This is a genomic window from Streptococcus sp. k-402 (assembly GCF_013277515.1).
Classification (GTDB): Bacteria; Bacillota; Bacilli; order Lactobacillales; family Streptococcaceae; genus Streptococcus.
Window position 1 is genome coordinate 1 of sequence record NZ_VMNB01000017.1, and the last position, 24,792, is coordinate 24,792.

Here is a 24,792-nt window from a genome sequence, read left to right on the forward strand (position 1 = left end):
TTTTCATCGCTCTGAATATCAAAAAAGAAAGGACGAAATTTGTCCTTTCTCGAACTTAGCTTTTCATCAACCCACTACAGTTGACAAAGAGCCGCAAAAAATCAGGAGAACCCTGATTTTACTTATTCTGTATCTACAACGACATAGCGATTGGGCTCATCACCTTCAGAGTAACTCGTCACGCCATCCATACGTGAAATAATACGGTGGATAATCTTGCGTTCACTATTCGACATTGGATCTGTTTGATGACTGCGTCCTTCTTCTAAAACACGAGTCGCCAATTTTTGCGCATAGGTCTGCAAGACTTCTGCACGGTGTTCAACATAATCATTGACATTAATAGTAATGTAGAAGGTTCTTGAATAGCGGTTATAAAGATAATTTTGAGCCAACAGTTGCAAGGCCTTCAAGACTTTACCATGGTAACCGATAATACGACCTGGTTCATTGGTATCAATTTGTAGATTGATACTACGACGGTTATAGTCATTTGAAAGTGTGGCTTCAACATCCATGTCATCCACAATCGCTTGAACATAGGCAGTCACATCCGTAGCCACCTGGGCAATATCAAAGCTCGGTTCAACTTTCAAGCCCATCTCTGTCAAGTCTTGATTTTCAGTTTGGTCTTGCTCAGTTTCAAGGTCATCAGCGCCCGCTTCTTCCCTCATCGCTTCCTCGATTTGAAGTTCATTTAAAATCTCAATGTGACCAGTTTCTTCTAAGATAGTGCTGGCATGTCTTTCATGTTTTAAGATTTCAGCCTTGACTTCATCAGAAATACCTTGACCTTCCTCTTCAATCTTTTTAATCGCCTCTACAACATGACCCAAATCAACAGTTGCTTCACTGACTGTTTTAACAGGCTCATTCAAATCATTGATTTTTTTCGGAACACCTTTTACTGCCTGTTGGTTTGCTTTGACAACAGTCGTTTCACTAATCGCTTCAATATCCACTTGGGCTGGTTTTTTACCAAATAAGCCAAGAAAGCCTTTTTTCTCACGAGAAATGACTTTAATATGTGCCTTCTTCCTTGGAATATCTAATTCTTTCAATCCTTTCTGGATTGCTTCTTCAACAGTTGAACCTGTAAATACTACCATTACCAGATTCCTCCTTATTATTTCGTTTTCTGAGCCTTTTTCTTGGCTTTTCTTTTTCTATTTTCCAAATCTTTCTGTGCCTGAACTACCGCCTCGCGCTCTGCGATAATCTTGAATGGATTGTTCAAGAAATAGGTTTGCAAGACTTGATAAGCATTGGACACTGTCCAGTATAGGGCGACTCCACCTGGCGCATAAACTGCAAAGATAAAAATCAAGACCGGAATACCGTACATCATCACCGTCGTAGCGCCATTACGCTCAGACAAGGCTTTGTTGGACAACCAAGTACTTAAAAAGGTAAATACTGCCGCTAAAATCGGAAGAACAAGGGTTGTATCCACACCACCAAGGTTAATCCATAAGAAATGACCTGTCTTTAAAAAGTCAACTCTTGATAGGGCTTGGAACAAGGCCAAAATAACCGGCATCTGAATCAAAATTGGCCAAAGAGAATCTGACTGTCTGACACCCATTTCTTTAAAGACTTTACGCATTTCCTGCTCTAGCTTGGTTCTGCTTTCCATATCTCGACCCGGATATTGTTCTCGAAGCGCCTTAATGCGTGGTTGAGCTTCCTGCATTTTTCTGGAAGCCACCATTTGCACTTGAAAGACTGGCAAAAGCACTGTACGAATTAAGACCGTAAAGAGAATAATCCCTACTCCGATACTGATATCAAATGATAAAAAGCGAATAATTTCCGCAAAGAAGTAAACAAATTTACTCCAAAAATCAGCCGAATCGGCTGTAATATCACTAGTTGCCCCATTAGTCGCACAGGCTGTCATGATCAATAGAGACAGTCCTAGCAAACTAGTCAACTGTAGTTTCTTTTTCACTCCCATTTCCTTCCTGGTAAATCTTTGATAATTTTAATACGTGGAGTAGATTTTTCTCCATCTCTGCGTATCCCAAGGTTTCAACCCCTTTTCGAGCAATGACAACAAAGTCGACATCTTCTACCAGACTCCCTTTTGCATTCTGGATAATATGCCGAATCCGTCGCTTGATTTGATTTCTAGTGACGGCATTCCCCAGTTTCTTGCTAACTGATAGACCTACTCGAAAATGGTTTTTCTGGTTTTCTAATTGGTAGACAACAAATTTGCGATTGGCAAAACTTGTCCCCTCCTTGAAAATCGCCTTAAAATCTTTCTCTCTTTTTACACGAAAGTTTTTCTTCAAAACTCAACTCCATCTATTAAATTACTACTATTATACCATATTTTTCAAAAAAGCCAATCATAGCAAGGTTTTGGACAATTTCATCAGAAAAAGGAGCCGGAAAATCTCTTTCCCAACTCCTTGTCCTAAATATTTTTTCTAGTTTTACTTATTTTTTCAAGCGTTCAACATCACGGGCAATGACCAATTCTTCATCTGTTGGAATAACCAATACACGGATCTTCGCTGCATCTGTTGAGATGTCTCCTGTCACACCAAAGACGTTCTTTTCTGGGTCAACATCACAGCCAAACCAAGAGATACCTGAGATAACATCTTCACGTACATCGGTTGCATTTTCTCCTACACCCGCTGTAAAGATAATAGCATCTGCTCCGTTTAGGACTGCGAGGTATTGACCGATATGTTTTTGGATACGATCAATATAGATTTCATAGGCCAAGGTAGCATCATGATCTCCTGCTTCTTTCGCAGCAATCACATCACGCATATCACTAGATTTACCTGAGACACCCATAAGCCCTGATTCACGATTAAGGACGCGACTAATGTCTTCAGGCGTGTTAAAGTCCTCTGTATATTGCATTAAATAAGGAATAATAGCTGGGTCAATATCTCCTGTACGAGTACCCATCATCACACCACCAAGTGGAGTGAAGCCCATTGAAGTATCGACAGATTGACCGCCCTTAACTGCTGTAATAGAAGCTCCATTACCGATATGGCAAGTAATCAATTTCAAGTCTTCTAATGGACGACCCAAGAGTTTTGCTGCTTCTCCTGCTACAAACTGATGGCTTGTACCGTGGGCACCATATTTACGAACCTTGTTTTCTGTGTAATATTTTGTTGGTAGAGGGTAGCGATAAGCTTTCTCTGGCATAGTTGTGTGGAAGGAAGTATCAAAAACAACTACACTGGTAATGTCTGGCAACAATTCCTTGAAGGCACGAACACCTGCTGCATTGGCTGGATTGTGGAGAGGAGCCAACAAGCTCAACTCTTCAACTTTTTCTAAAACATCTCCCTCAACGACTGTTGATTCTTTGAAATATTCTCCACCGGCAACAACACGGTGTCCAACACCTGTAATCTCATCATAAGCCTTGATAATATCGAAACGAATCAAATCATCCAATAAAATTTTAACAGCTTGTGTATGATTTTCGATATCCAAAATTTGTTGTTCAGAACGACCATCAAATTTTACAGTTGAAATTGAATCTTTCAAACCGATACGTTCAATCAAGCCTTTCGCCAATACTTTTTCTTCTGGCATTAAGTATAATTGCCATTTCAAACTTGAACTTCCTGCATTGATTGCGATTGTTTTTGTCATTATCAATTACCTCTTTTAAGCGTTTTCAACTATTATAACAAAATCTATTTTATATTTCAGTACCTTGAGTCCATTTTTGAAAATTTTCTTTAAATTTCATTAAAACACTTGCATCTTGCAAGCTAGCAAGTGGATAAATAAAAGGCTCTACTGCTATTTCATTTTTCTTCTGTAGGATAAAAATAGTCTTGGATTGTTTAGCATTAGCAAAGAGATTTTCAGGCAGACTGATCATGGCAACCAGACTTGCCTCCTCTTTCAACCAGCCTTTCAACAAATCACTTTGAGGACTGGTCAACAAATCACTCGGAGCTAGAAAAATAGCATATCCATCTGACTTGAGGTACTTAAGTCCTTGTTCCATGAGCAAGTGATGGGCGTAAGTATGTTCTTGACTAGAGGCAACTTGATGGCGCGACGCAACGGCATCATCAGGATAATAGCCGACAGGCAAGTCGCTGATGACCACATCGCTTTCTTTGAGCATTTGTGGACGAACGGCATCTCCTTGGACAAAACCAGCCTGCAAACCAATTACATCTGCCATGCTAGCTGCCAAATCAATCAGCAAATCATCCACTTCCATTCCCAAGTAATCCACCTTTTTATCAAGCGAGGTCAAGAAAGTAGCACCCAAAATTCCCATGCCAGAACCCATTTCGAGGATAGTAATTTCCTCCTCTTTAAACAACTCTTCCACAATAAACATCAAAAGTAAGGCAATAGCATCTGGTGTAAACTGGTGATTGGCCTGTAGGGGCTCTGTCTGCCCAGCCTTCATCAAGAGAAACTGGTAGGTCTTGAGCCATTCTTCTTTGCGAAGTGCTAAGCGTTTAAGGGCCTGATTGTTCTCTTTGACCTGATTTAGCTCAGTCTCACCATCCAAATAGATGCTGTTTTGCTCCACTAGGGCGTCATAAAAGTTGGTCGCCAAATCACTTTGGATGACTTGGACATTCTCTAGTAAATAGGTATAAGCTTGTTCAATTTTTTCAAAATCCATATTCCTATCTTATCAAATTTCCCTTCTTTTTTCCATCCTTATAGAAAAATCACTCCCTGACTAGGCGAGTGATTTTTGGGCTGCTGTTAAAAAGAGTTCAGAGTAATTTCCTTGAAACAGGTCTTCAGCGCTATAGAGGATCTGACTATGCACAGATGAAAAACCAAACTGGGCTAGCTTGTTTTCCAGTTCAACCAATTCAAATCCATGATGGTTAGCTTCTGTCTTGGTAAAATCAGCAAGTAAAAGTTGTCCGTTTTCTCTCAGATGTTGATGAAACAGTGAGAGAGCCGCATCCAAATCAAGCATATGATGAAGAACCCGACAAACAACAATAAGATCAAACTCTTGCCTCAAGGGTTTTTCCAGTAAATCTTGCTCCAAAAAATGGATATTCTTGATGTCTTGCTGCTCCGCTTTCAAACGAGCTTGCTCCAGCATTTTCTCCGAAATATCCACCAATGTTACAGACTTGGCCTGCTTGGCTAGGGGCAAGGTTAACAGACCCGTCCCTCCACCGAAATCCAAAATTTCTTTGTCTGATAGAAGATCAATCTGTTTCTCGACTGCTTGACAAACCAAGTTTGCGAGGAAGATATTTTTAGGGGAATCAAAAGTTTCTGCTTTGTGATTAAAATCATGTTTCATATCTTTAGTTTAACACAAACTAGTTGAATTGACTATGAATTCTCTTTCTTTTCAGGCTTCTTTTCTGATTTTTTCTTCTCCACTTTTTCGCTTGGATCAGTCGCTACCTCTTCCTTTTTATCTCTTTTCTCTTCTTTGATTTTAACGGAAGGAAATATGAATTCATATTGGCTCTTAGGCGTACGAACCCTCGTCACTAAGCCAGTTTTCTTGTTTTGATAGGTTACCTGACCTAGATTAAAAACCTGTTCCCCACTTTCTTGCTCGGCTTTATCCTTGGTTCGTTTAGCCATAGCAAAAGCAATCAGTTTTTCTTTATTTAAAGCATAGTCTTGATGGTGGGCGACTTGTCGGTTCAAGTAAAATTGTAACAAAAGACTAAAGATGGCTGCCATGGTGACTGCATAGAGGAGAACACCTGCCTTAACTTTTTTCTTTTTCCACACGATAGATGAACTCTCTTTCTAGTCCTTTTTGGAATTGAAAACGGAAACGGATTAGCTGATTTTCCTCTGTAATTTGCGCAGATTTGAGTCCATAAACCATAGGCTGATAACCCCGTCCACTGGCATCGGTTTTCCGAAAATCATCTGATTTTGACTTACCTATCGCAATTTCCTTGCCATCCTGCTTCATATAGAGGCGGTTGCCCTCCACTTTTTCAAACTGTGAACGATCTAATTCTGCCTCCAACTGGTCAACAAACAAGAGCCACTCCTTTTGCTCGCTTTGTTGCTGGTAGCGAACTTCTGAAATGAGGAGCTGACTCATGGCTTGAAAGAGGAGTAAACTTCCACTGATGACAATGAGGGCAATCAGGGATTCCAACAAGGTAAAAGCCTTGACCTTATGGCTCTTTGATTGCCAACAACTGTTCTGAACCATGATAAACCTCCAATCCCTTTTCACTAGAAAACACCTGAATCTCCACTCCGTTTATGTTTACCTGATTTTGACCTGTCTGCAGTGCCATCTTAGCGACACGCACAACTTCTTCTTTCTGCAAGATTTTTGCTTCTTCTTGCCTATTTTTCTGAATTTGTCCCAAAAGGAGGGTTGCTATGCTGGCAAAGATAGCTAGAGCAACTACTGCTTCCAGTAAAATTACTGCCCTAATTTTTTGTTTCCTTAATGCGTTTAATTTTTCCATTTCCTAGATATAATTGATAGCGAATCGCTCCTTTACTTGTCTGAAATTCAACCTTAGCCAGGGACGAATTGCCCCCAGATCGGTCAAATGTAATACTTTGGCCTGATGGTGCTTGAATTCCTTTAGGAACTGTCAACTTTTGACCGCCATTGCTAATCGTCTGCCCATCTAAGTTCAGACTAGTCTTTTGCTGACTGGCTACACTGCGTTTTTGGGTTTCCCTATAGAGTTCTTCAAACTCCATAAAGAAAATCTGCTCCTCTACCGCCGCAAAAGTGGACTGGACAGAGCCGGATAAGCCCAAGGCTACGATACTCACAAGACCCAAAACCAAGAGGCTTTCCAGCATGGTAAAGGCCTTAATCCGCGACCGTTTGAGTCTTATTTTGTTTTGCATGATATTCTTTATAAGCTGTAGCTTGCTCTTCTGTAATACGCCCATCTGCTTGTAACTTACTTAGGCTAGCATCTTCATTTTTTTCTAAGCTATAAAGCTCTGCCTGGCTTTCCACCACCTTAACAACAGCAGCTTTCCCTTTGTCATTGACCGCCTCTTTTTGCTTGGTCAAATTAGGTACAAAGAGCAAGAGAAGCACACTAATGATTAAAAGGACCACTAACATTTCTACCAGAGTGAAAGCTTTAACCTTAGCTTTTTTCAAGAATGTCATCATTTTTTTCATGTTAAAAATTTACCTCCATATTTTGATACATGGGCATGAGCATTGCCGCATAAAGTAAAACGATAATCAGAGCCACAAAGATAAAGACCAGTGGCTGCACCAGATTCATGGTGCGATTGACTCGGGTAAAAAAGGCTTCCCAAGTTTTTTCAGCATAGATTTCCAACTCACTACCCAGCTTGGACTTGACTTCCCCATACTCGATAATGAGACTCAACTCCTTTTTAAAGAAAGGATAGGTTGCTATGGTTTGAGAAAATTCGCGACCATTTTGTAGGGCTTGAGCTAAATCTTGACCGATTTCTTTAAAGAGCTGGGAACCTTGTTCCTGCATCATTTGAAAAATCTGCGTCAGCTCCATTCCCTGCGAAATCATATTGCCCCATTCACGCGCATAATAGGCTGTCAAATAGGTCTGCACAAAGATTCCAAGAAAGGGAAGGCGTGCTAGGATAGAAAAGACACGCATCTTAGAACTTCTTTTATAGAAAGTGAGTGCTAAAAGGGCAAGTACGGAAACAAACCCTACCATTCCTAGAAAGATTTGTGGCAGATTGCCAATAATTTGGGTGGCAATATTACTACTATCCAGTTGTGGTAGTAGATAGTTCCGTAGTCCCAGCATGATTAAGAGAAGAAAACCCAGCAAAATCAAGGGATAGGTCGCTACTTCAATTAATTTTTTCTTGACCTTGGCTAGATTGTCCAGATACTCTTCTATCTTTCCCAAACTCAGGTGGAGATTTCCATGGACTTCCGCTAGGGATAACTGAGTGACAATGGCACTTGAAAATCCCAAACTTTCCATCATTTCTGAGAATGATTTCCCCTGAGACAAGCCCGTGCGCATCTGGGTCACACACTGCTTATCCAACAAGGCACTCCTATCTAAAAAGGAGATGGTCTCCACCAGATGAAAACCGCTGGAAAAGAGATTGTTAAACAGGGTGATGATATTTTTTTGCTTAGCTGTAGCTAATTTTTTCCGTTTCAGCCTGAAGACTTGTGATATGTCCATCTTTAAGAAGTTGGTCAATCTGTTTATTCCAGCTAGTTGGCTGGTGTTCTTGATAATCTTTGTTTGCAAAATCAACGATTCCTCCTCCCCCGACTAATCTCTGGTAGCAGACTCCCTGCAGAACGACTGCTAATTCCTCCTCACTCACACCCAACTCCAGCAGGCGTTCGTAAACACCTCGAATACTCTTGGCGTGAATGGTTGAAAAGACTGTCGCCCCTGTCAAACTAGCTCTAACTACTGCACGCGCCGTCTCGCTGTCCCGAATTTCTCCGATAATCAAGAGATCAGGACGATGACGTAGGGAAAGTTTGATCAGATTTTCATAGGTTAGTCCGATTGCCTCATTCAACTGCAACTGGAGCATGTCGTCCTGCTTGATCTCAACTGGATCTTCAATGGACATGACTTGTTGTCCCTTAAAAAGGGACTTGGCCAATTCGTGCATCAGGGTTGTCTTGCCACTTCCGACTGGACCAGCAAAAAGATAAAGTCCCCGTTGCCTGTACTGCTTACCCAATTCTCCAATATCCTGAAACCAAAAATGCAAATCCTGCTCCTCATCATGCAACAAGCGAATAACTAAACTCTCATGCCCTCGATAATCGCCTACAGTAGACAAGCGTAGAGATGCCATCTTCTGGTCATAGGCATAATCACACGAACCAAGTTGACTACGTCGCTTTTCTCCCACATTCATACCTGCCACAAACTTGAAATGACTGATGACGGCCGCAAATTTTTCAAAATCATAACAACCGATTGTACAGCGCTCGTCTCCTATTCTCATATGAAGCTCATAAGCGTCTAACTTAGGAACAAAATAAATGTCTTGCGCTCCTTTTTTCCGAGCTGAACGAATGATTTCTTGTGCAATTTCTTGAACCATACTTACCTCCTCACCTATACTATTCGCAAAGATTTGGAAAAATAAAAAAAGCAACTCCAAAAAAGTTACTTTTTCTCTATTTTAATTTCATACGGCAAGAACGGTGCCTTTCCTTACCTGTTTGTTTTTCATAGCCTGGACGTAATTTTTCATCTGGAATAACCTGCTCATCCTGTAAAAGAGCCAAAGAATGGTATTGTTGTAAATACTCGTCACATTCATCACACCAGCGTTGGTCTTCCGGGTCCCAAAAAATGGTCATCAAGTCACTTCTGCTTTTATAAAGAGGGGATTCTTGTTCCAATCTAAACCAGCAAGTTTTATAGTATTTGAGAGCATCATAATACTGGTCAAATTTCTTACTTGCTACAATATCTTCTTCCCAACCTTCTAAGAACCACCAAGGTTCAAAATCTCCGTACATTTCTATAACACGATACATATTCATTCATTCCTTTGTACCGTATATTATAACTAATTCCGCTAGACAAGGAAAGAAATATGCTCATTTCTTAATTTTTTGATAAAAAATCCAGCCATCTTATGATGACTGAATTTCTATTTGCTTATGTTCCAAAATGTTTTTACTACTTAAGCTTCTGAAATATCGTTTTCGATGATGACCTTAATTGCATGGTGGTCTGCTGCTTTACTGAAGACTTCATAGGCTTTTTCAATTTCACTGAGTTTGAAATAGTGAGTTACCAATTTTTCTGGTTCAATCTTATGACTTTCAAGTGCTTTCAACAATTGTGGAGTTGTATTTGTAGATACCAAACCAGTTGTTACATTGATGTTGCGAATCCAAAGTTTGTCCAAATCGAATTCGACTGGTTTACCATGTACACCACAGTTGGCAACTGTTCCGTCTACACCGATAATCTTTTGACAGAAATCAAATGTTGCAGGAATACCAACAGCTTCGATAGCAACATCCACACCACGACCATCTGTCAAATCATAAATTTCTTTAATGGCTTTTTCAGGGTCTGAAGAATTAATCTTGTGAGTCGCACCAAATGATAGGGCAGTTTCCAAGCGGTTATCGTCTAAGTCCACCATAATCAATTTAGCTGGTGAGTAGAATTGAGCTGTCAAGAGAGCAGCTAATCCAACAGGTCCTGAACCAATAATCGCAACGCTACAACCAGGTTCTACTTTCCCTTTTAAGACACCAATTTCATATCCAGTAGGCAGAATGTCTGATAGCATAACCAAGGCTTCATCTGACAAGGCTTCTGGAGTGTGGTAAAGAGTGTTATCTGCATGAGGGACACGTAGATACTCAGCCTGCATACCGTCAATCAAGTGACCGAAAATCCAGCCCCCTTCGTCTTCACAGTGGGCATAAATTCCTTTTTTACAGTAGTAGCATTTACCACAGGCACAGACACAAGAAATCAAGACCTTGTCGCCTTTTTTGAAGTTAGAAACTCCTTCCCCAACTTCTTCAACAATCCCAATCCCTTCGTGACCAAGAATGGTACCACTTTGGCAAGCAGGAACATCCCCTTTGATAATATGGAGGTCTGTTCCACAAATAGTGGTTTTTACGATACGCACAATAGCGTCTGTTGGCTTACGAATAACTGGTTTGTCTACATCAACAAAAGAAGCAAGTCCTGGTTTAACATAAGTATAGGCTTTCATAAAGCACTCCTCCGTTTTTTTTATTTGTACTATTTATAATATAATTGTAAACCTTTTCATTTGCTTGTTCAAGATTTTTTGTGATATTTTTAACTTTTTCATTTACCGGTAAAGTAATATAGATAAAAAAGCAGAAGCTAGTCTCTAACTTCTGCCTTCTCTCTTATGCTTGATAACGTTTCACACCGTCTAGGTAGGTTGCTACCAATTCCAAATCTTTATCTAGTACGATAAAGTCAGCATCGTAGCCTTCACGGATTTGACCACAGACATCATCGATGTGAACGGATTTTGCTGGGTTGAGGCTGGCCATCATGACCGCTTCGTGTGGATTTGCAATACCCCACTCGACTACATTTCTCATACCATCTTTAAGTTTGAGGATAGAACCTGCCAAATTACCAGTAGATTTGAGACGTGCAGTTCCATTTGCTACTACAACAGGGAATTCTCCCAACATATAGTCACCGTCTTCAAGCCCACCAGCTGTCATACAGTCCGTAATAAGAGCGATGTTTTCTGTCCCCTTTTGCTTAAGTAAAATCTCACAAGCTTTTGGATCTACGTGATAACCATCACAAATCAATTCTGCGTAAGTATGTGGGAGCTCATACATAGCTCCTACCATACCGAGTTCGCGGTGTGTTAAACCACGCATCCCATTATAGGCATGTACCCATACACTAGCTCCAGCATCAACTGCCTTCTTAGCTTGTTCAAATGTCGCATCTGAGTGTCCAAGTGCAACTGTCACACCTTCACCTGTAATAGTACGTACAAAATCTTCCACCCCATCACGTTCTGGTGCAATAGCGATCTTATTTAGCATCCCTTTTGCAGCATCCTGCCAAGAATGAAACTCCTCAACACCCGGGTCTCTCATATAAGTTGGATTTTGTGCCCCCTTAAAAGTTTCTGTGAAATATGGACCTTCATAATAAATCCCACGAATCTTAGCACCTGTTGCTTCTTTATAATGGTTTCCAAGATTTTCAGTGACTGCAAGCAATTGCTCATAAGTGGCTGTTAAAGTTGTGGGCAAGAAACTGGTAACACCGGTACTAAGAAGTCCTTCACTCATAGTATGCAATGTACCTTCAATGTTGTTGTCCATCACATCTACACCTGCATATCCATGAATATGAGTATCCACAAGACCTGGTGCAATGCTATAACCAGTATAGTCAAGAACCTCTGCTCCTTCAGGAATTTGATCCACATGTTTCCCAAATTTGCCATCAACAAGTTCTAAGTACCCACCGCGACGAATGCCAAATGGATAGAAAAACTGATCCGCTTTAACGTAATTAGGCATAATAATGACCTCCTTAAAAGATTACTTTTGATATTTATTATGTCAATTACATTATAAACCTTTCTGATTCATTTGTAAATGGTATAGACCTATTTTCTAGAGATATTTTGAAAGAGCTGGATTTCTCCAACTCTTCTCTTTTTAATACAAGTTATTTTGATTTGACCGGTTTATCTTGAGCTGTTTGCAAGGCTGCAGCAATGGTATCTGCATACAATTTAGCTCCTGCTTCAATAGTGCTAGTGTCACTTCCGAAATGGACTTGGTCTGTACCTGCCCAGATTTCTGGATGTTCCTTAGCAGCTTGATTCCAATCTGCTATCGTGATGTAAGGAGTCTTCTCTGCCAATTCTCTCATATAGGCAGCCTCCTTCTCAACGATTGCATAGGTCTCTTTTGTCTTATCCCCCTCATAAGGAGTCACCAAAACCATATGGTGGCCCTTAGGAAGATTTTTTACGATACTATCCCAGTCTTCCTTGTAATTTTCAGGATTATTTACCCCAGTCGCAATGACCACCATCTTAGGTAAAAATTTATTCTGGCTATTATTTAGCATGATTTCATTGGCAGTCTTGGTTGTTCTGCTGACCTGCGCGTTAATTTGTGCTCCAGGAAGAGCTGTCTGCAGGGCTGTATTTGCCCTTAAAGCCACTGAATCACCAATTAACATAGTACCATCAGCAATCCCCAAACTATCAGCTTCTGCTCGTTCTGCCATCACTTTTGTTTGGGCAATATTACTAGCAGCTTGCTTCAAACCATTGACAGTTAAGTCTGTCTCAAACGCTCCCACTTGTGGTGCCAACAAAGTCACTAAGAGGACAATGAAGGCCAAGATTCCTGTACTTGTCGCAAGAATTGCGTGAATATAAGGCAGGGGACGAAGAGTTTGTAAAGTAGGTGTGTTCTTGCCTGCAATCCACGGCTCCAATACATAAAATGAAAGACTGGCGAATCCATAAGAAAAAATCAAAGTCAGTAACACAGCAAGAAGATTTGATGTCAATTGTGAAAAAATGATATAGAAAGGCCAATGGAAAAGATAAACTGCATAGCTAGTATCTGCTAAAAAGCTGATCATCTTTGGCTCCTGTACGTTAGGAGTCTTTTCATGTAAGACACGCGCCGCCAGAATCATAGCAAGGGCTGCAAGGCTGGCAAGCAAGAAGCCCATAAGATAGGCAAAGAGATAGGTAAATTTGACAAAGAAGGTCAAAATGAGTAAGAATCCAAAACCTACTGCAAAAATCAACAGGGTCTTTCGTAAATCCCAGATTTTATCCAACTGCTTGACGATGGAAGTCGTCTGACGAACACCTACAATCGTTGCTAGGATACTTCCCAAAAAGAATGGATAGACATGAGTTAAACTGGAGAAGTAAACAGAGGAATAAGAGGTTACTAGAAAACTACCAATAAACATGGAGAAGAAGCTGATCAAGAAGGCAGCAGCTGATAAGAGAAAAACCATTCCCCTCAACTGACCATTTGATTTGGACTGTTTGGATAAGAACCAAACTGCCAATCCCCAAAGAATATAGTAGTGAACCTCAACGGCCAAGCTCCAATTATGAACAAACAAATGAGGAATGAACTGAGATTCATAACTCCCACCTGTTAGAAGTTCATAGAAGTTAGTCATAAAGCCTAAAACACCCGCAATCTGACCCCCAATTCCAGCCACATAATCTTGTCGAACTAGAAAGGTAAAGGGCATGGTTACCAAGACCATCAAAATCACAGGTGGCACAATCCGATAAAAGCGTCTCCTAAAAAATCCAATCAAGTCAATTTCATGATTTTTAGAAAATTCTTCGATGAGTAGAGCCGTAATCAGGAAACCTGAAAATGTGAAAAAGACATCTACCCCGAAAAATCCTCCAGGAAAGATTGTCTGAAAGAAATGATACAAGAGTACCAATAGTAAACCTGTAATCCTAATCAAGGAAAACCATTTAATGCGCATACGAGTTTATTCTTCCTTTCATTGTACACTTTATTCTATCAAAAAAAGAAGAAAAATCCCAAGAGAAAACTTAGGATTTTTAGCTTATATCTATTCCGTTTTAGAAATTACGCCCTGACTTATTATAGCCATATTTTTCAACAAAATACTCACGGAATTCCAAGAGATTGTCATCCATGATGGCTTGTCGCACTTGCTTCATCAGGTTAAGCAAGAAGTAAAGATTGTGGTAGCTAGTCAAGCGGATACCAAAGGTTTCATCAGCCTTGAGGAGGTGACGAAGATAAGCGCGTGTATAGTTCTTACATGTGTAGCAATCACACTCAGGATCCAGTGGCGTAAAGTCCTCAGCAAACTGAGCATTTTTGACAATCAAACGACCTTGACTGGTCATACAAGTCCCATTACGAGCGATTCGAGTCGGCAAGACACAGTCAAACATATCCACCCCACGAATCACCCCATCAATCAAGCTATCTGGCGCTCCCACTCCCATCAGATAACGAGGTTTATTTTCAGGCAGCAGTTGGGTTGTGAAGTCCAAGACCGCATTCATCTCTTCGTGGGTTTCTCCTACTGCCAAACCACCGATAGAGTAACCTGGGAAATCCATACTGACAAGGTCATGAGCCGATTGGCGACGCAGGTCTTCAAATCCAGCCCCCTGCACAATCCCAAACAAACCTTGGTCATGTGGACGACGGTGAGCCTTCAAACCACGCTCAGCCCAACGGCTGGTACGCTCGATTGATTTCTTAACGTAGTCGTATGGTTGATAAAACTGAGGACATTCGTCAAAGGACATCATGATGTCTGAGCCCAGATTATTCTGAATAGAGATGGCTTTTTCTGGCGATAGGAACATCTTAGAACCATTGAGATGGTTTTTAAAGGTTACTCCTTCTTCTGTGATATTACGGCTATCTGCTAAGGAATAAACCTGAAAACCACCACTATCTGTCAAGATAGGCTGGTCCCAATTCATGAACTTGTGGAGACCACCTGCGCGAGCAATGAGTTCATCCCCAGGGCGAAGCCAGAGATGATAAGTGTTTGATAGGATAATTCCCGAACCCATCTCCTTCAATTCTTCAGGCGACTGAGTTTTGACAGTGGCTTGTGTCCCAACTGGCATAAACATAGGTGTTGGGAAGGTACCGTGGGGTGTGATGATTTCTCCCAGACGAGCTCCCGTGTGTTTTTCTTTCTTAATCAAACGATATTTGATTGGTGAATCTGACATTTTTTACCTCCGAAGCTGGGAAAGACAGTCCCAGTTCATACTTTGTGCCCAAGGGCATACTGTATGATTTTATCAAAAAAAGTAGGAACTGTCACGAACTATGGTATAATGAGAGAATGAAATACCCAAAAATTGATTTAAAAACCGTTCATCTGCAATCTAGACAATTTCAGGCTGAAAATCCCCGCCTCTTTCTCGTCTATCTCTTACCTAGTATACTGGTCATCTTGTCTGGCTTCCTCAATCCCTTAGAGCGCATCAACGAGAGTGTTTTAGAACAAACCTTTTTAAGCGTTCTTGGCCATGTATTCCAAGCCTACCTTTTTCCTCTATTAGTCTCCTTTATCGGAACAATACTTCTAACCAGTTCAGTTTATACAACTCTGAAACTCATCAAGAATCCAGATACAGAACTATCCGTCAAAAATAGTCTGGCTCTATTTGACGAAGAGCACTTTTCACAAACCTTTTTGACCCTCCTTCTCAAACATTTCTATCTCTTTTTATGGAGCATTCCTAGCTTACTCGGGATTTACTTTCTCTTTTACAGTAGCTTTTTAGCCAAGAAATTCGTTGCCCTTCACCCTGAGTTTCCCAATCTGGACCTCACGTCAATTGAAACCGAGCGTTTCCTCATGACATTTGGTCTCTACTTTCTAGCAAGTATCCTCTTGATGATTGTCGGAAATAGTCTCTATATTCCACAATACTATGCCTATTCGCAGGTAGAATTTCTCCTCTGTGACACCCTAGACTTAGGACAAGCCAAACCAGGACAAATCCTTAAAACCAGCCGTTTCCTGATGAAAGGCTACAAATTTCAACGCTTTGTCCTAGACTTACAACTCCTTCCTTGGTATTTCCTCAATTGGATTACCTTTGGGATTGCTAGTTTCTCACTCCTCCCCTACATTCAAATCAATAAAATGATTTTTTACCGAGCAGTACTGACTCGAAAACGTCCAAAAGCTTGAAGGTAACCCCTCAAGCTTTTTTCTATCAATGAGTTTCTCCACCTACCAACTTGAGGTCTTGATCTCCATGTTCTATCATGGCGCCGATTGCTGCTTCTATCCCTCGCCTAATATCCACTAAACTCATAGCTGGGGTAGTCGGTCGATTCACCACCTGTTCCATCATATAAGGAATATGCATAAAACCTGCCTTAATATGTGGAAATTTCTTTTCTACCAAATAGAGAGCCTGATACATCAAATGATTGCAGACAAAAGTCCCTGCAGTATTGGAAACAGAGGCCGGCAAGCCCTCTTTTTTTATAGCTTGAACCATCGCTTTAATCGGCAAACTACTAAAGTAGGCAGGAGCACCATCTGGACGAATAGGAAGGTCAATCGGTTGATTTCCTTCATTATCAGAAATGCGTGCATCGTCTTGATTAATGGCCACTCGTTCAGGTGTCAAGCTGGTTCTTCCACCTGCTTGGCCGATACAAAGGACAAAGTCAGGTTGATAACGACTCATTTCTTCTTCCAATACTTGGGCCGATTTGTGAAAGACTGTTGGCACTTCTAACCAACGGACCTCAGCACCATGGATTTCAGCTGGTAAACCTTTAACGGCCTCCAAAGCTGGATTGACCTTTTCCCCTCCGAAGGGCTCAAAACCTGTCACTAATACTTTCATTTCTAACTCCTCAAAACTAATTCAATGAGACTTTTTTCTTAAAAACAAGTATAACATATTTCCCTTATTCTGGAGTGAAAAGGACTAGCGAGACTAGTACCGCCTTTCAAATTTATTTAAAGAGTAAAATACTAATCAAGGCCAAAATAGCTGGTCCACCTTGCTTCAAAATAATTTTCTTATCTGCTGTTAAAGAGCCATAAGCCGCCGCCCCAATCACAAATAAAACAAAAATAGTCACAATTTCTAAATTCTGTGAGAAATAAATCCCATACAAGAGAAAGACTCCTAGCAGAGCATTATAAATCCCTTGATTTTTAAACAATGAACTTACTGACGGACGAGCCAGTTCTTCCTTGTCCATGTTAAAGACACGACTAGTTGCATCTGATTGCGTTGCAATACTTTCCAAATAAAAAATGTAAAAATGCTCCAAAGCAACGATCGTTGCTAAAATGATTGTCATAATTGACATCTATTTCTCCTTAAATTTCTATATTTTCAATACCCAAAACCAATTTATTTAATAAACGGTTGAACTCTGTTCTCTCAGACTCTGTTAAGATACTTTCCATTGCTTCCTTAACCTTGATATGCTGCAGAGGTGGATTCATCACTAACTGCTCCTTGGCATACTTCGTAGCTTCTACCAACACTTCCCGCTGATTTTCATGATTGCGATGACGCTCCACCAAACCCTCCTTTTCCAAAATCTTGAAATGTCGGGTCAAAGCAGCCTGATCAATCTTCAAACGCTCCTGAACTGCCATTTGATTACAGGGAGAATTCTCCAGTAAAAACAGTAAAATCTGATACCGTGTCAAACTAATTCCAAGCCTTTTTTCAAACAATTGCGTACTCGCTTGCTCAGACAAGCGGAGTTGATACAGCAGATCTTGAATCTCTATCATTTCTTCCTCTTTTCTGTTGATTTATCAATAATTGACTAATCAAGTATGATGCAAAGTAAAATAAATTGCAAGAATGTTGCTTGAATCATTACAAGACAGAATCTTCCCATTTTCCATTCATATTGATACTCAATGAAAATCAAAGAGCAAACTAGGGGGCCAGTCACAGGTTGCTCACAGCACAGCTTTGAGGTCGCAGATAAAACTGACGTGGTTTGAAAAGATTTTCGAAGAGTATGGCAAAGAAAAAAACGAACGAGAATCTCTCTCTATCACGAAAGCTAGATCTCATTCGTCAAAATAATATTACAAAGTCTGGTTTATCCATTCATTGAAACGTGAACGTGGTCATAGTGGTTTTCTGTCACGCTACCACGGTCTGGCATTGGGTTCCAAGTATTAGCCGGCCCATATTTGCTATCGAATGGGGCATAGAAACGTTGTTTCCAAATGATGTAACGAATTCCACGGCTAGCCATGTTTTGAATAGCGTATTCCGCAATCTTATCCCCTAGTTCTGAGCTTTCTGGTACCATAAAGTCAATAGCCAAACCTTTTCCGTGATCTCCACTGTCTCCTGGACGGTAACCACTAAAGGATGTGATGCCAAACAAGTTGGCAATTTCTTCTTTAAAGGCAGCCGTTTGTGGTTGAAGGCCTGCATTTTCAGATTTCGCTACTGCAAGTCCAGCATAATCGGGCGCAGCTGGAGCTGTGTAAGTTGTTGAAATTATTTTCGTATCTTCCGATTGATAAGTAGAAACTGTTGGTGTAGCTTCATTTGATGATGCTTCTTTTGCTTCTTCTGCACTTGTTGCAGTTATTTCGATTGCTGTTTCTTCTGCTGGCGTTGTAGTTTCTTCCACTGCTGATTCAGCTTGAGGGCCTGTTTGTATTTCCTGCTTCTCAGCTGGAGTCGTTGCCTGAGGAGCTGCTTCTGCAACTGCATTGCTTGTTTCGGCTGTTTGCTCCTCTGAAACAGAAGTTCCTGTAGATAGCACGACTTCTTCTGAAGCAGTCACTGTCTCTGTAACTTCTGAACTTGTTGCTACTTCTTTTGTACTTGTAGTTTCTACCGCTTTTGGAGTTTCTGCAATCGGTTGAGAAAGATCTGCAACTTGAACAGTTTGATCATCAACGGTTACTTGATTAGTTGTCAAATCTGCTGTCGCAGTTGTCACTTCCTCACTAGAATCTGCTTGAGGAGTTTGGATTTCAACTTCCGTTACTTCTTCTGCTTCATTGACAGTCGTTGTCAAAACAGTTTCTGGGAAAATCAAGTCCATATTCGTGATTTTATTCAAATTCGCAAGAACTGTGACATCTACACCCAAGGCTTCTGCAATAGTGCTCAAGGTATCACCATATTGAACGGTATAACTAGTTTTGTTGTCCGTTTTAGTCAAATCATCTTGAATTTGCTCAACACTACGTGCAGTCCAAAGAAGTTCTTCTGCTTGAGTTGCCAATACTGGGGCAAATGACAAGGCTACTGTTGAGGCTAATAATATTCTTTTCTTCATTCTTTCAAATTCCTTTCAAATGAGTACCTGTCTATCATAACACAAAAAATGCAGAAAAAAAGCCCTCTCGGGCCTATTTAACAGAACTGTCTATTCCTTGTAACAAACTCGGTTACTTGAAATAGTTTGTTAGGTCTCTGTCACAAAACTGACACAATCTTTTTATCGCTCAGCCTCAAAAATACGGGAAATATCTGCTAACTCTTGAATTCTATGATTGCCTTCATAAGTCGACTCTAAAAAATTAATACTTTGAATCCCACTATTCTGGGCGAATTCCACATCCAGAGTCCGATCCCCTATGTAATAGGTCTTCTCAGGATTCAGCTGATACTTGTCTAGCAAATATATAGCCGCTTCTGGACTTGGCTTCCGCGCAAAGCCACTCTGACTGGTTAGAATCTCTGTAAAATAGGATTCCAATCCCAAGTCTCTTAGAATGGCAAAAGCATTACCCCCCTTATGAGTGTAAACAAAGTTCCGAATCCCTACTTGGTCTGCCCAAGCCAACACTTCACGCGCACCTGGCATTAAGACTACCTGGGTATTCTTTTCAGCCAAACTCTGGGTACGCACCTGATTTAGCACTTCCGCATCTAGCTTTCGCTCTTCTGCTACCTGCACAAGCAAATCCTGCACCGAATACTTAAGGATAAACTCTCTCACTTTCTCCTTATCATAAGGAATAGCAAACTGAGCAAAAGTCTCCTCAATCCCTGACAAAATCGCTTCGTAAGAGTCCAATAAAGTCCCGTCTAAATCCCAAATAAAAGCTGTTTTTTGCATTTCCTATCCTTTCAAGCTCATATAACGCTGGTAACGGTAACGTAGAAATAACCAACGAAAACCATTATCCAAAAGGGTTCCGGCCCAAATACCAGGCAAGCCCCAACCAAGAATAATCCCCATCAGATATCCTGTTCCAATACGGATACACCACATTCCTATACTTGTCGTATAAAAGGGAAGCCGAGCATTGCCCAAACCCTGCCAGACTGCTGTATAGATGACTGTTCCTATCGTCATAGGAGTACCAAGTAGTGAAAACAGTGTCACTAGAACACTAGCCTCAACCGCTAGAGGATCAGTCGTATAGAGATGAGTTAGTGGTACACCCAAGGCATAGATACTGAAGGTCAAGGGTAACATGAGGACCAGAGAAAGCCAAAAGACTTGTTTACTCAAACTTGCGACTCTTTTCCGATCATCCTCTCCAACCGCTCGAGCCACCAGCATGACCGTTGCCGTAGCGACGCCAAAGGCAGGCATGTAGTTAAACTGGGTCAAGACTTCTCCGACCGCATTTCCCGCCACTGCCTCCGTTCCAAAAGAAACGACCAAGGCAATGATAACGACATCACCAGCCCGCATCATAAGCCGCTCTCCAGCTGCTGGTAAAGCCAAGGTCAATAGTTCCTTATCTAAACCAAAAGTTGGCTTCGCATAAGGCAGTTTTAATTGTGACCACAAAATCACAAAACCAACCAAACGAGACAGAATTGTCCCCCAAGCAACACCAGCTATTCCCATATCCAGAACAAAAATAGCTAGACTGGAAAAGAGAATATTCAAGGCATTGGATAAAAGACTCACATAGAGGGGCAAACGTGGATTATGCGTTGCACGAATCAAGGAACCAAGACTGGTCATCAAGCCCAAAAGAACAATCGATCCGCCTACCAAAGATAGATACAGTCCTCCACTCTCAGCTACAGCCCTCTCCGTTCCCAATAGTCCTATCATCTCTTGCCCAGCAAAGATGGACAAAGCTCCTAAAAGGAAACTTAATAATAAGGTAATCTTCAAGGCTTCAGTCACATGATAGGCTAGCTTAGATTGATCCTTCTGCCCCAAACTTTTTGAAATAACACTGGAAATAGCAGCTCCCAGAGCGATGAAAATCGCCTGATAAATCGTGATAATATTGCCAGCTACTGATACACCCGAAATGGCTATCAATCCTAAATGAGCAACCAAATAACTGTCCACCATTCCCATGAGCATCTGCAAAAAGTTTTCGCCCATAGCTGGTAAGGCAATATTAAGAATATCTTTATTTTTCTTAAACAATCCGTCCTCCTGATGAAAAGAAACTCAGTTGGCTTCCCAACCGAGTTTACTCCTTCTGTCTTAAAGTCCTAAATAAGACTCAACCGCTGCTTGCATATCAGCAGCTGCCACTGTTGTCTTGTGACGAACAGGAGCTGTTTCAAGCCCGTCAACTGCAGGTGGTACAGCCACTCCTGAGATTTCATGTAATTGAGCCAAGGCTTCAAAGTCAGTCAAGCCAACTTTCCCTGTTACAGCTTCTACTGCAACTACTGGGAACTTGTATGGACTCGCTGTTGAAGCAATCACTGTCTTAGTTACATCGCCAGTAGCAGCTTGGTATTTCTTATAAACTGCCGAGGCAACCGCTGTATGAGGATCCTCGATATAAGAATCTGACTCATAAACACGCTTGATTTCTGCCGCTGTTTCTTCCTCAGTCGCATATTCAGCTGCAAAGAGGTTAAGAATCTCTGCATCAAAGTCTGTCAACTCATATTGTCCTTGCTTGTTCAAGGCATTCATGAGTTCAGCAGTTTTAACCGCATCATTACCCAAAAGGTGGAAAATGAGACGCTCCAAGTTTGAAGATACCAAGATATCCATAGATGGGCTAGTTGTTACCTTAAACTCACGTTTCTTATCGTAAACACGTGTCTTGAAGAAGTCTGTCAAAACATTGTTATCATTTGAAGCACAGATTAATTTGCCAACTGGCAGACCAATTTGCTTAGCATAAAAGGCAGCCAAGATATTTCCAAAGTTTCCTGTTGGTACTGTGAAGTTGACCTGTTTACCAGCCACAATCTCACCAGTTTTAACAAGCTGAGCGTAGGCATAAACATAGTAGACAATTTGTGGTACCAAACGACCAATGTTCATAGAGTTAGCTGATGAAAATTGCAACTTGTTGACAGCCAATTTTTCACGAAGGGCTACATCGTTAAACATTTGTTTGACGTTAGTTTGCGCATCGTCAAAGTTACCATCAATAGCAATAACATGAGTATTGTCGCCAGTCTGAGTGGTCATTTGCAACTCTTGAACCTTGCTGACACCGTCCTTTGGATAAAAGACGATAATCTCAGTACCAGGCACATCGGCAAATCCTGCCATAGCAGCTTTCCCAGTATCACCAGATGTCGCTGTCAAGATAACAATCTTATTTTCCAAACCATGTTTCTTGGCAGCAGTCGTCATAAAGTATGGCAAGATAGACAAGGCCATATCCTTAAAGGCAATCGTTGAACCATGGAAGAGTTCCAAGTTATATTGGCCGTCTAATTTCACTAATGGCGCGATAGCTGGAGTATCAAATTTGCTATCGTAAGCATTGTTGATACAGTAGTCCAACTCCTCAGCTGTAAAGTCATCTAAAAATGCTGACAAAACTAACTTAGCCACTTCTTGGTAAGAAGCATCTTTTAATTTGTCAAAGTCCAAATCTACCTTTGGATAAGTAACCGGTGTAAATAAACCACCGTCCGTCGCCAAACCTTGCAAAATAGCTTGGCTGGCAGTTACTGTATTGTTGGCATCACGCGTTGATTGATAAACTAATGTCATTACTCTCTATCCTTTATCTATAGTCTCTTCCATTATATCATGATTTTTCAGAAAATTCTCCCTTTATAAGAAAAATTATAGGCTCAATTCTTCTTTCAAAGGCAATAAATAGTTCATTTCTTGCTTATTTCTCATCACTAGCCCTTCCTCAGCTAGTAGGAGTAAGTCTTTGGAAAATTCAATAATCGCAGTTTCTTCCTCATCTGTAAGCTTTTTCTTAGAAAATTGTCGTCTTAAAAACTTATAATCACAACCAAATTTCTTAAAGAGAGGTGCTGTTTCTAAGTAAGCTACTAACTTATCTAAATTAACCAACAATCCCAAGTGAAAGGCGGCAGAAGCGAAAGTTCTCTCTAGAGGCTGAGTACACACACTACGAAACTCAACTGTTCCGCGAGTCGTTAAGTCTTGGTACTGATAACTACGATGGGTTTCAAAATCCTTCTCTTGAGGATAAATAATAATCTCATCCCCATTGAGAGCATATGCTTGGATTTCAGATGTAGGCAAATAGTCCCTAGCCTGAATCGGATAAAAATAATAGGTTTGTCCATCACGTTCCGCAGTAAAAATTGCAGAATGATCTAGATAGTCAAAAAAATCATCCTCATCTTTAAAGAGTCTAGCATTGACCCCGACGTTTTCTGGATAGATGCCATGCATGGATTCTTCCCAGAAGATGTCCCTTGCAATTTTCGTATCCCAATCTGCACCCGAAAACTCAGAATTGGCAAATAAATAAGCCTTAACTGCTTCAATTTGGGTAAAAGCATTAATCACCCGTAGGTAGTTAGACTTTGAAACATCCAGCTGGACCTGACTCCCGCAGATAAAAGCACCATATTCAGGGAAATGATGTAAATCTGATTCAATCAAATTCCTACTCAAATTCAAATAATCCATCAACATCTGATAACGTGGATAAGCCACTGGACTATTCTCATTTTTATCCCAGTTGGGATGAATTCCACAACCAACAATAGCATGATTGGATTCGCCTAATTTTCTCTGAATTACATTCATATAATTATTGAAACGATTTTCGACCTCTTGAATCGTTTCAGCCTTACCAAATGCAAACTCAATCGTTGTATAGGAAACTTCAAATAAAATAGCATCCTGACTTATCGGATCTACTAACTGGATAGGATTGCCAAAATCATCTACCTTTTCTACAGTGAAATCCAGAACGGAAACTAAATAATGAAATAGATCCTTTATAATTTCAACATCTGTAGCATTCCCTTCCAAGTTTACTACAGGGTATTCCAGCTCAATCCCGACAAACAATTCAGGATTTTCTTTAATATTTTTCAAATACCGATGTTTTAATAAATCGATAGAACGAGACATACTTCCCTACACTTTCATAATCTAAATAAAATTTGAATAACTATTATTATAGCAAAAATAATATAAAAAAGGAACGAAGAATAACAACGTTCCTAACTCTATACTATACCGGCGGCCGGGGTCGAACCGGCACGTCCTTGCGGACACTGGATTTTGAGTTTGGTGTTTAAGATTTTACATCTTTATAAGTTAGCATAATCAACGTTATAAAAAACCATTTGTATTATTTAAAAAAACAATTTTTTTGTTTTTAGTAACTTTTTAGGAACGAAATTTTTTTAATCTTCCTCTTATATCTCTACTCAATTTGTTCAGTTCTTCATCGTTACACAGTTCTTCACCATAGAATTTGCTGAATGTAAATAACCTTATAACTTCTTGGTAGCCTTCTTCAGTATTCTCATCAAGTAATTTTAGATAACCTTGAAAATTTCTAATTGCTTTTTTCTTCACAGCTTCAAAGTCTTCATCTTCAGAAACTGAATAATTGACTGGTCGCCACTCTTTGACGATTTGAATTGTGTCATTCCAAAATTCCATTT

At 40.5% G+C, this 24,792-nt stretch carries 28 protein-coding genes; 1 reads left to right on the forward strand and 27 read right to left on the reverse strand.

The window, feature by feature from the left end:
* Nucleotides 1-122: 122 nt before the first annotated feature.
* The 18 genes from jag to tgt form a co-directional block, all read right to left on the reverse strand.
* A complete protein-coding gene (jag, locus tag HT724_RS09440; RefSeq protein WP_023939879.1) occupies nt 123-1,109 on the reverse strand; it encodes an RNA-binding cell elongation regulator Jag/EloR in 987 nt (328 codons plus the stop codon).
* 17 nt (nt 1,110-1,126) lie between these two features.
* On the reverse strand, nt 1,127-1,951 hold the full coding sequence (locus HT724_RS09445; RefSeq protein WP_345890314.1) for a membrane protein insertase YidC: 825 nt from the start codon (nt 1,949-1,951) through the stop codon (nt 1,127-1,129).
* Nucleotides 1,926-2,297: a ribonuclease P protein component gene (gene rnpA / locus HT724_RS09450; protein WP_000739245.1), complete on the reverse strand. Its 372-nt coding sequence runs from the start codon at nt 2,295-2,297 to the stop codon at nt 1,926-1,928. Before rnpA ends, HT724_RS09445 begins: the two co-directional genes overlap by 26 nt.
* Before the next feature lie 148 nt (nt 2,298-2,445).
* Entirely contained in the window at nt 2,446-3,636 is a 1,191-nt protein-coding gene (locus HT724_RS09455; protein WP_173276829.1) for an acetate kinase, read from the reverse strand.
* A 49-nt stretch (nt 3,637-3,685) separates the two neighbouring features.
* A complete protein-coding gene (locus HT724_RS09460; protein WP_173276828.1) occupies nt 3,686-4,639 on the reverse strand; it encodes a class I SAM-dependent methyltransferase in 954 nt (317 codons plus the stop codon).
* Nucleotides 4,640-4,699: 60 nt separating this feature from the next.
* The gene (locus HT724_RS09465; protein ID WP_173276827.1) at nt 4,700-5,287 is read right to left on the reverse strand and encodes a class I SAM-dependent methyltransferase; all 588 of its coding nucleotides are present in this window, start codon (nt 5,285-5,287) and stop codon (nt 4,700-4,702) included.
* A gap of 32 nt (nt 5,288-5,319) precedes the next feature.
* Nucleotides 5,320-5,733 carry a competence type IV pilus minor pilin ComGG gene (comGG, locus tag HT724_RS09470; protein WP_173276826.1) on the reverse strand — a complete coding sequence of 138 codons (414 nt, stop codon included), beginning with the start codon at nt 5,731-5,733 and terminating at the stop codon, nt 5,320-5,322.
* Nucleotides 5,711-6,172 (reverse strand): competence type IV pilus minor pilin ComGF, encoded by a 462-nt coding sequence (comGF, locus tag HT724_RS09475; protein WP_173276825.1) that lies wholly within the window; start codon nt 6,170-6,172, stop codon nt 5,711-5,713. The genes comGG and comGF overlap by 23 nt, the downstream gene beginning before the upstream one ends.
* A complete protein-coding gene (comGE, locus tag HT724_RS09480; protein ID WP_071478895.1) occupies nt 6,135-6,437 on the reverse strand; it encodes a competence type IV pilus minor pilin ComGE in 303 nt (100 codons plus the stop codon). Before comGE ends, comGF begins: the two co-directional genes overlap by 38 nt.
* On the reverse strand, nt 6,400-6,834 hold the full coding sequence (gene comGD / locus HT724_RS09485; RefSeq protein ID WP_173276824.1) for a competence type IV pilus minor pilin ComGD: 435 nt from the start codon (nt 6,832-6,834) through the stop codon (nt 6,400-6,402). Before comGD ends, comGE begins: the two co-directional genes overlap by 38 nt.
* Entirely contained in the window at nt 6,797-7,120 is a 324-nt protein-coding gene (gene comGC / locus HT724_RS09490; RefSeq protein ID WP_173276823.1) for a comG operon protein ComGC, read from the reverse strand. Before comGC ends, comGD begins: the two co-directional genes overlap by 38 nt.
* Before the next feature lies 1 nt (nt 7,121).
* Nucleotides 7,122-8,138, reverse strand: a complete 1,017-nt coding sequence (gene comGB / locus HT724_RS09495) for a competence type IV pilus assembly protein ComGB (RefSeq protein WP_173276831.1) — start codon at nt 8,136-8,138, stop codon at nt 7,122-7,124.
* Nucleotides 8,086-9,027, reverse strand: coding sequence for a competence type IV pilus ATPase ComGA (comGA, locus tag HT724_RS09500; RefSeq protein ID WP_173276822.1), 942 nt, complete (start codon nt 9,025-9,027; stop codon nt 8,086-8,088). Before comGA ends, comGB begins: the two co-directional genes overlap by 53 nt.
* A 76-nt stretch (nt 9,028-9,103) precedes the next feature.
* Complete coding sequence (locus tag HT724_RS09505) at nt 9,104-9,469, reverse strand: DUF1033 family protein (protein ID WP_000286405.1); 366 nt, start codon at nt 9,467-9,469, stop codon at nt 9,104-9,106.
* 149 nt (nt 9,470-9,618) lie between these two features.
* Nucleotides 9,619-10,677, reverse strand: coding sequence for a zinc-dependent alcohol dehydrogenase family protein (locus HT724_RS09510; protein ID WP_173276821.1), 1,059 nt, complete (start codon nt 10,675-10,677; stop codon nt 9,619-9,621).
* Nucleotides 10,678-10,840: 163 nt separating this feature from the next.
* The gene (nagA, locus tag HT724_RS09515) at nt 10,841-11,992 is read right to left on the reverse strand and encodes an N-acetylglucosamine-6-phosphate deacetylase (RefSeq protein WP_001134549.1); all 1,152 of its coding nucleotides are present in this window, start codon (nt 11,990-11,992) and stop codon (nt 10,841-10,843) included.
* A gap of 151 nt (nt 11,993-12,143) precedes the next feature.
* Nucleotides 12,144-13,961 carry an acyltransferase family protein gene (locus HT724_RS09520; protein WP_173276820.1) on the reverse strand — a complete coding sequence of 606 codons (1,818 nt, stop codon included), beginning with the start codon at nt 13,959-13,961 and terminating at the stop codon, nt 12,144-12,146.
* A gap of 100 nt (nt 13,962-14,061) precedes the next feature.
* Nucleotides 14,062-15,204: a tRNA guanosine(34) transglycosylase Tgt gene (gene tgt, locus HT724_RS09525; RefSeq protein ID WP_173276819.1), complete on the reverse strand. Its 1,143-nt coding sequence runs from the start codon at nt 15,202-15,204 to the stop codon at nt 14,062-14,064.
* 116 nt (nt 15,205-15,320) lie between these two features.
* Between tgt and HT724_RS09530 the strand changes: the two genes are divergently transcribed.
* Complete coding sequence (locus HT724_RS09530; RefSeq protein ID WP_173276818.1) at nt 15,321-16,178, forward strand: DUF975 family protein; 858 nt, start codon at nt 15,321-15,323, stop codon at nt 16,176-16,178.
* 25 nt (nt 16,179-16,203) lie between these two features.
* On the opposite strand, the gene pcp is transcribed toward HT724_RS09530, so the two are convergent.
* The 9 genes from pcp to HT724_RS09575 all read right to left on the reverse strand — a co-directional run bounded on the left by pcp (nt 16,204) and on the right by HT724_RS09575 (nt 24,790).
* Nucleotides 16,204-16,848 carry a pyroglutamyl-peptidase I gene (pcp, locus tag HT724_RS09535; protein ID WP_173276817.1) on the reverse strand — a complete coding sequence of 215 codons (645 nt, stop codon included), beginning with the start codon at nt 16,846-16,848 and terminating at the stop codon, nt 16,204-16,206.
* 112 nt (nt 16,849-16,960) lie between these two features.
* Nucleotides 16,961-17,323, reverse strand: coding sequence for a DUF1304 domain-containing protein (locus HT724_RS09540; RefSeq protein ID WP_120719009.1), 363 nt, complete (start codon nt 17,321-17,323; stop codon nt 16,961-16,963).
* A 10-nt stretch (nt 17,324-17,333) separates the two neighbouring features.
* Nucleotides 17,334-17,759: a MarR family winged helix-turn-helix transcriptional regulator gene (locus HT724_RS09545; RefSeq protein ID WP_173276816.1), complete on the reverse strand. Its 426-nt coding sequence runs from the start codon at nt 17,757-17,759 to the stop codon at nt 17,334-17,336.
* Nucleotides 17,760-18,079: 320 nt separating this feature from the next.
* Nucleotides 18,080-19,282, reverse strand: coding sequence for a LysM domain-containing protein (locus tag HT724_RS09550; protein WP_173276815.1), 1,203 nt, complete (start codon nt 19,280-19,282; stop codon nt 18,080-18,082).
* A 162-nt stretch (nt 19,283-19,444) separates the two neighbouring features.
* Nucleotides 19,445-20,068 (reverse strand): HAD family hydrolase, encoded by a 624-nt coding sequence (locus tag HT724_RS09555; protein ID WP_173276814.1) that lies wholly within the window; start codon nt 20,066-20,068, stop codon nt 19,445-19,447.
* A 3-nt stretch (nt 20,069-20,071) separates the two neighbouring features.
* Nucleotides 20,072-21,352: an MATE family efflux transporter gene (locus tag HT724_RS09560; protein ID WP_173276813.1), complete on the reverse strand. Its 1,281-nt coding sequence runs from the start codon at nt 21,350-21,352 to the stop codon at nt 20,072-20,074.
* Nucleotides 21,353-21,412: 60 nt separating this feature from the next.
* Nucleotides 21,413-22,897, reverse strand: a complete 1,485-nt coding sequence (gene thrC / locus HT724_RS09565) for a threonine synthase (RefSeq protein ID WP_173276812.1) — start codon at nt 22,895-22,897, stop codon at nt 21,413-21,415.
* 75 nt (nt 22,898-22,972) lie between these two features.
* On the reverse strand, nt 22,973-24,250 hold the full coding sequence (locus tag HT724_RS09570) for a gamma-glutamylcysteine synthetase (RefSeq protein ID WP_173276811.1): 1,278 nt from the start codon (nt 24,248-24,250) through the stop codon (nt 22,973-22,975).
* Nucleotides 24,251-24,511: 261 nt separating this feature from the next.
* Nucleotides 24,512-24,790, reverse strand: a complete 279-nt coding sequence (locus tag HT724_RS09575) for a hypothetical protein (protein WP_173276810.1) — start codon at nt 24,788-24,790, stop codon at nt 24,512-24,514.
* Nucleotides 24,791-24,792 lie beyond the last annotated feature (2 nt).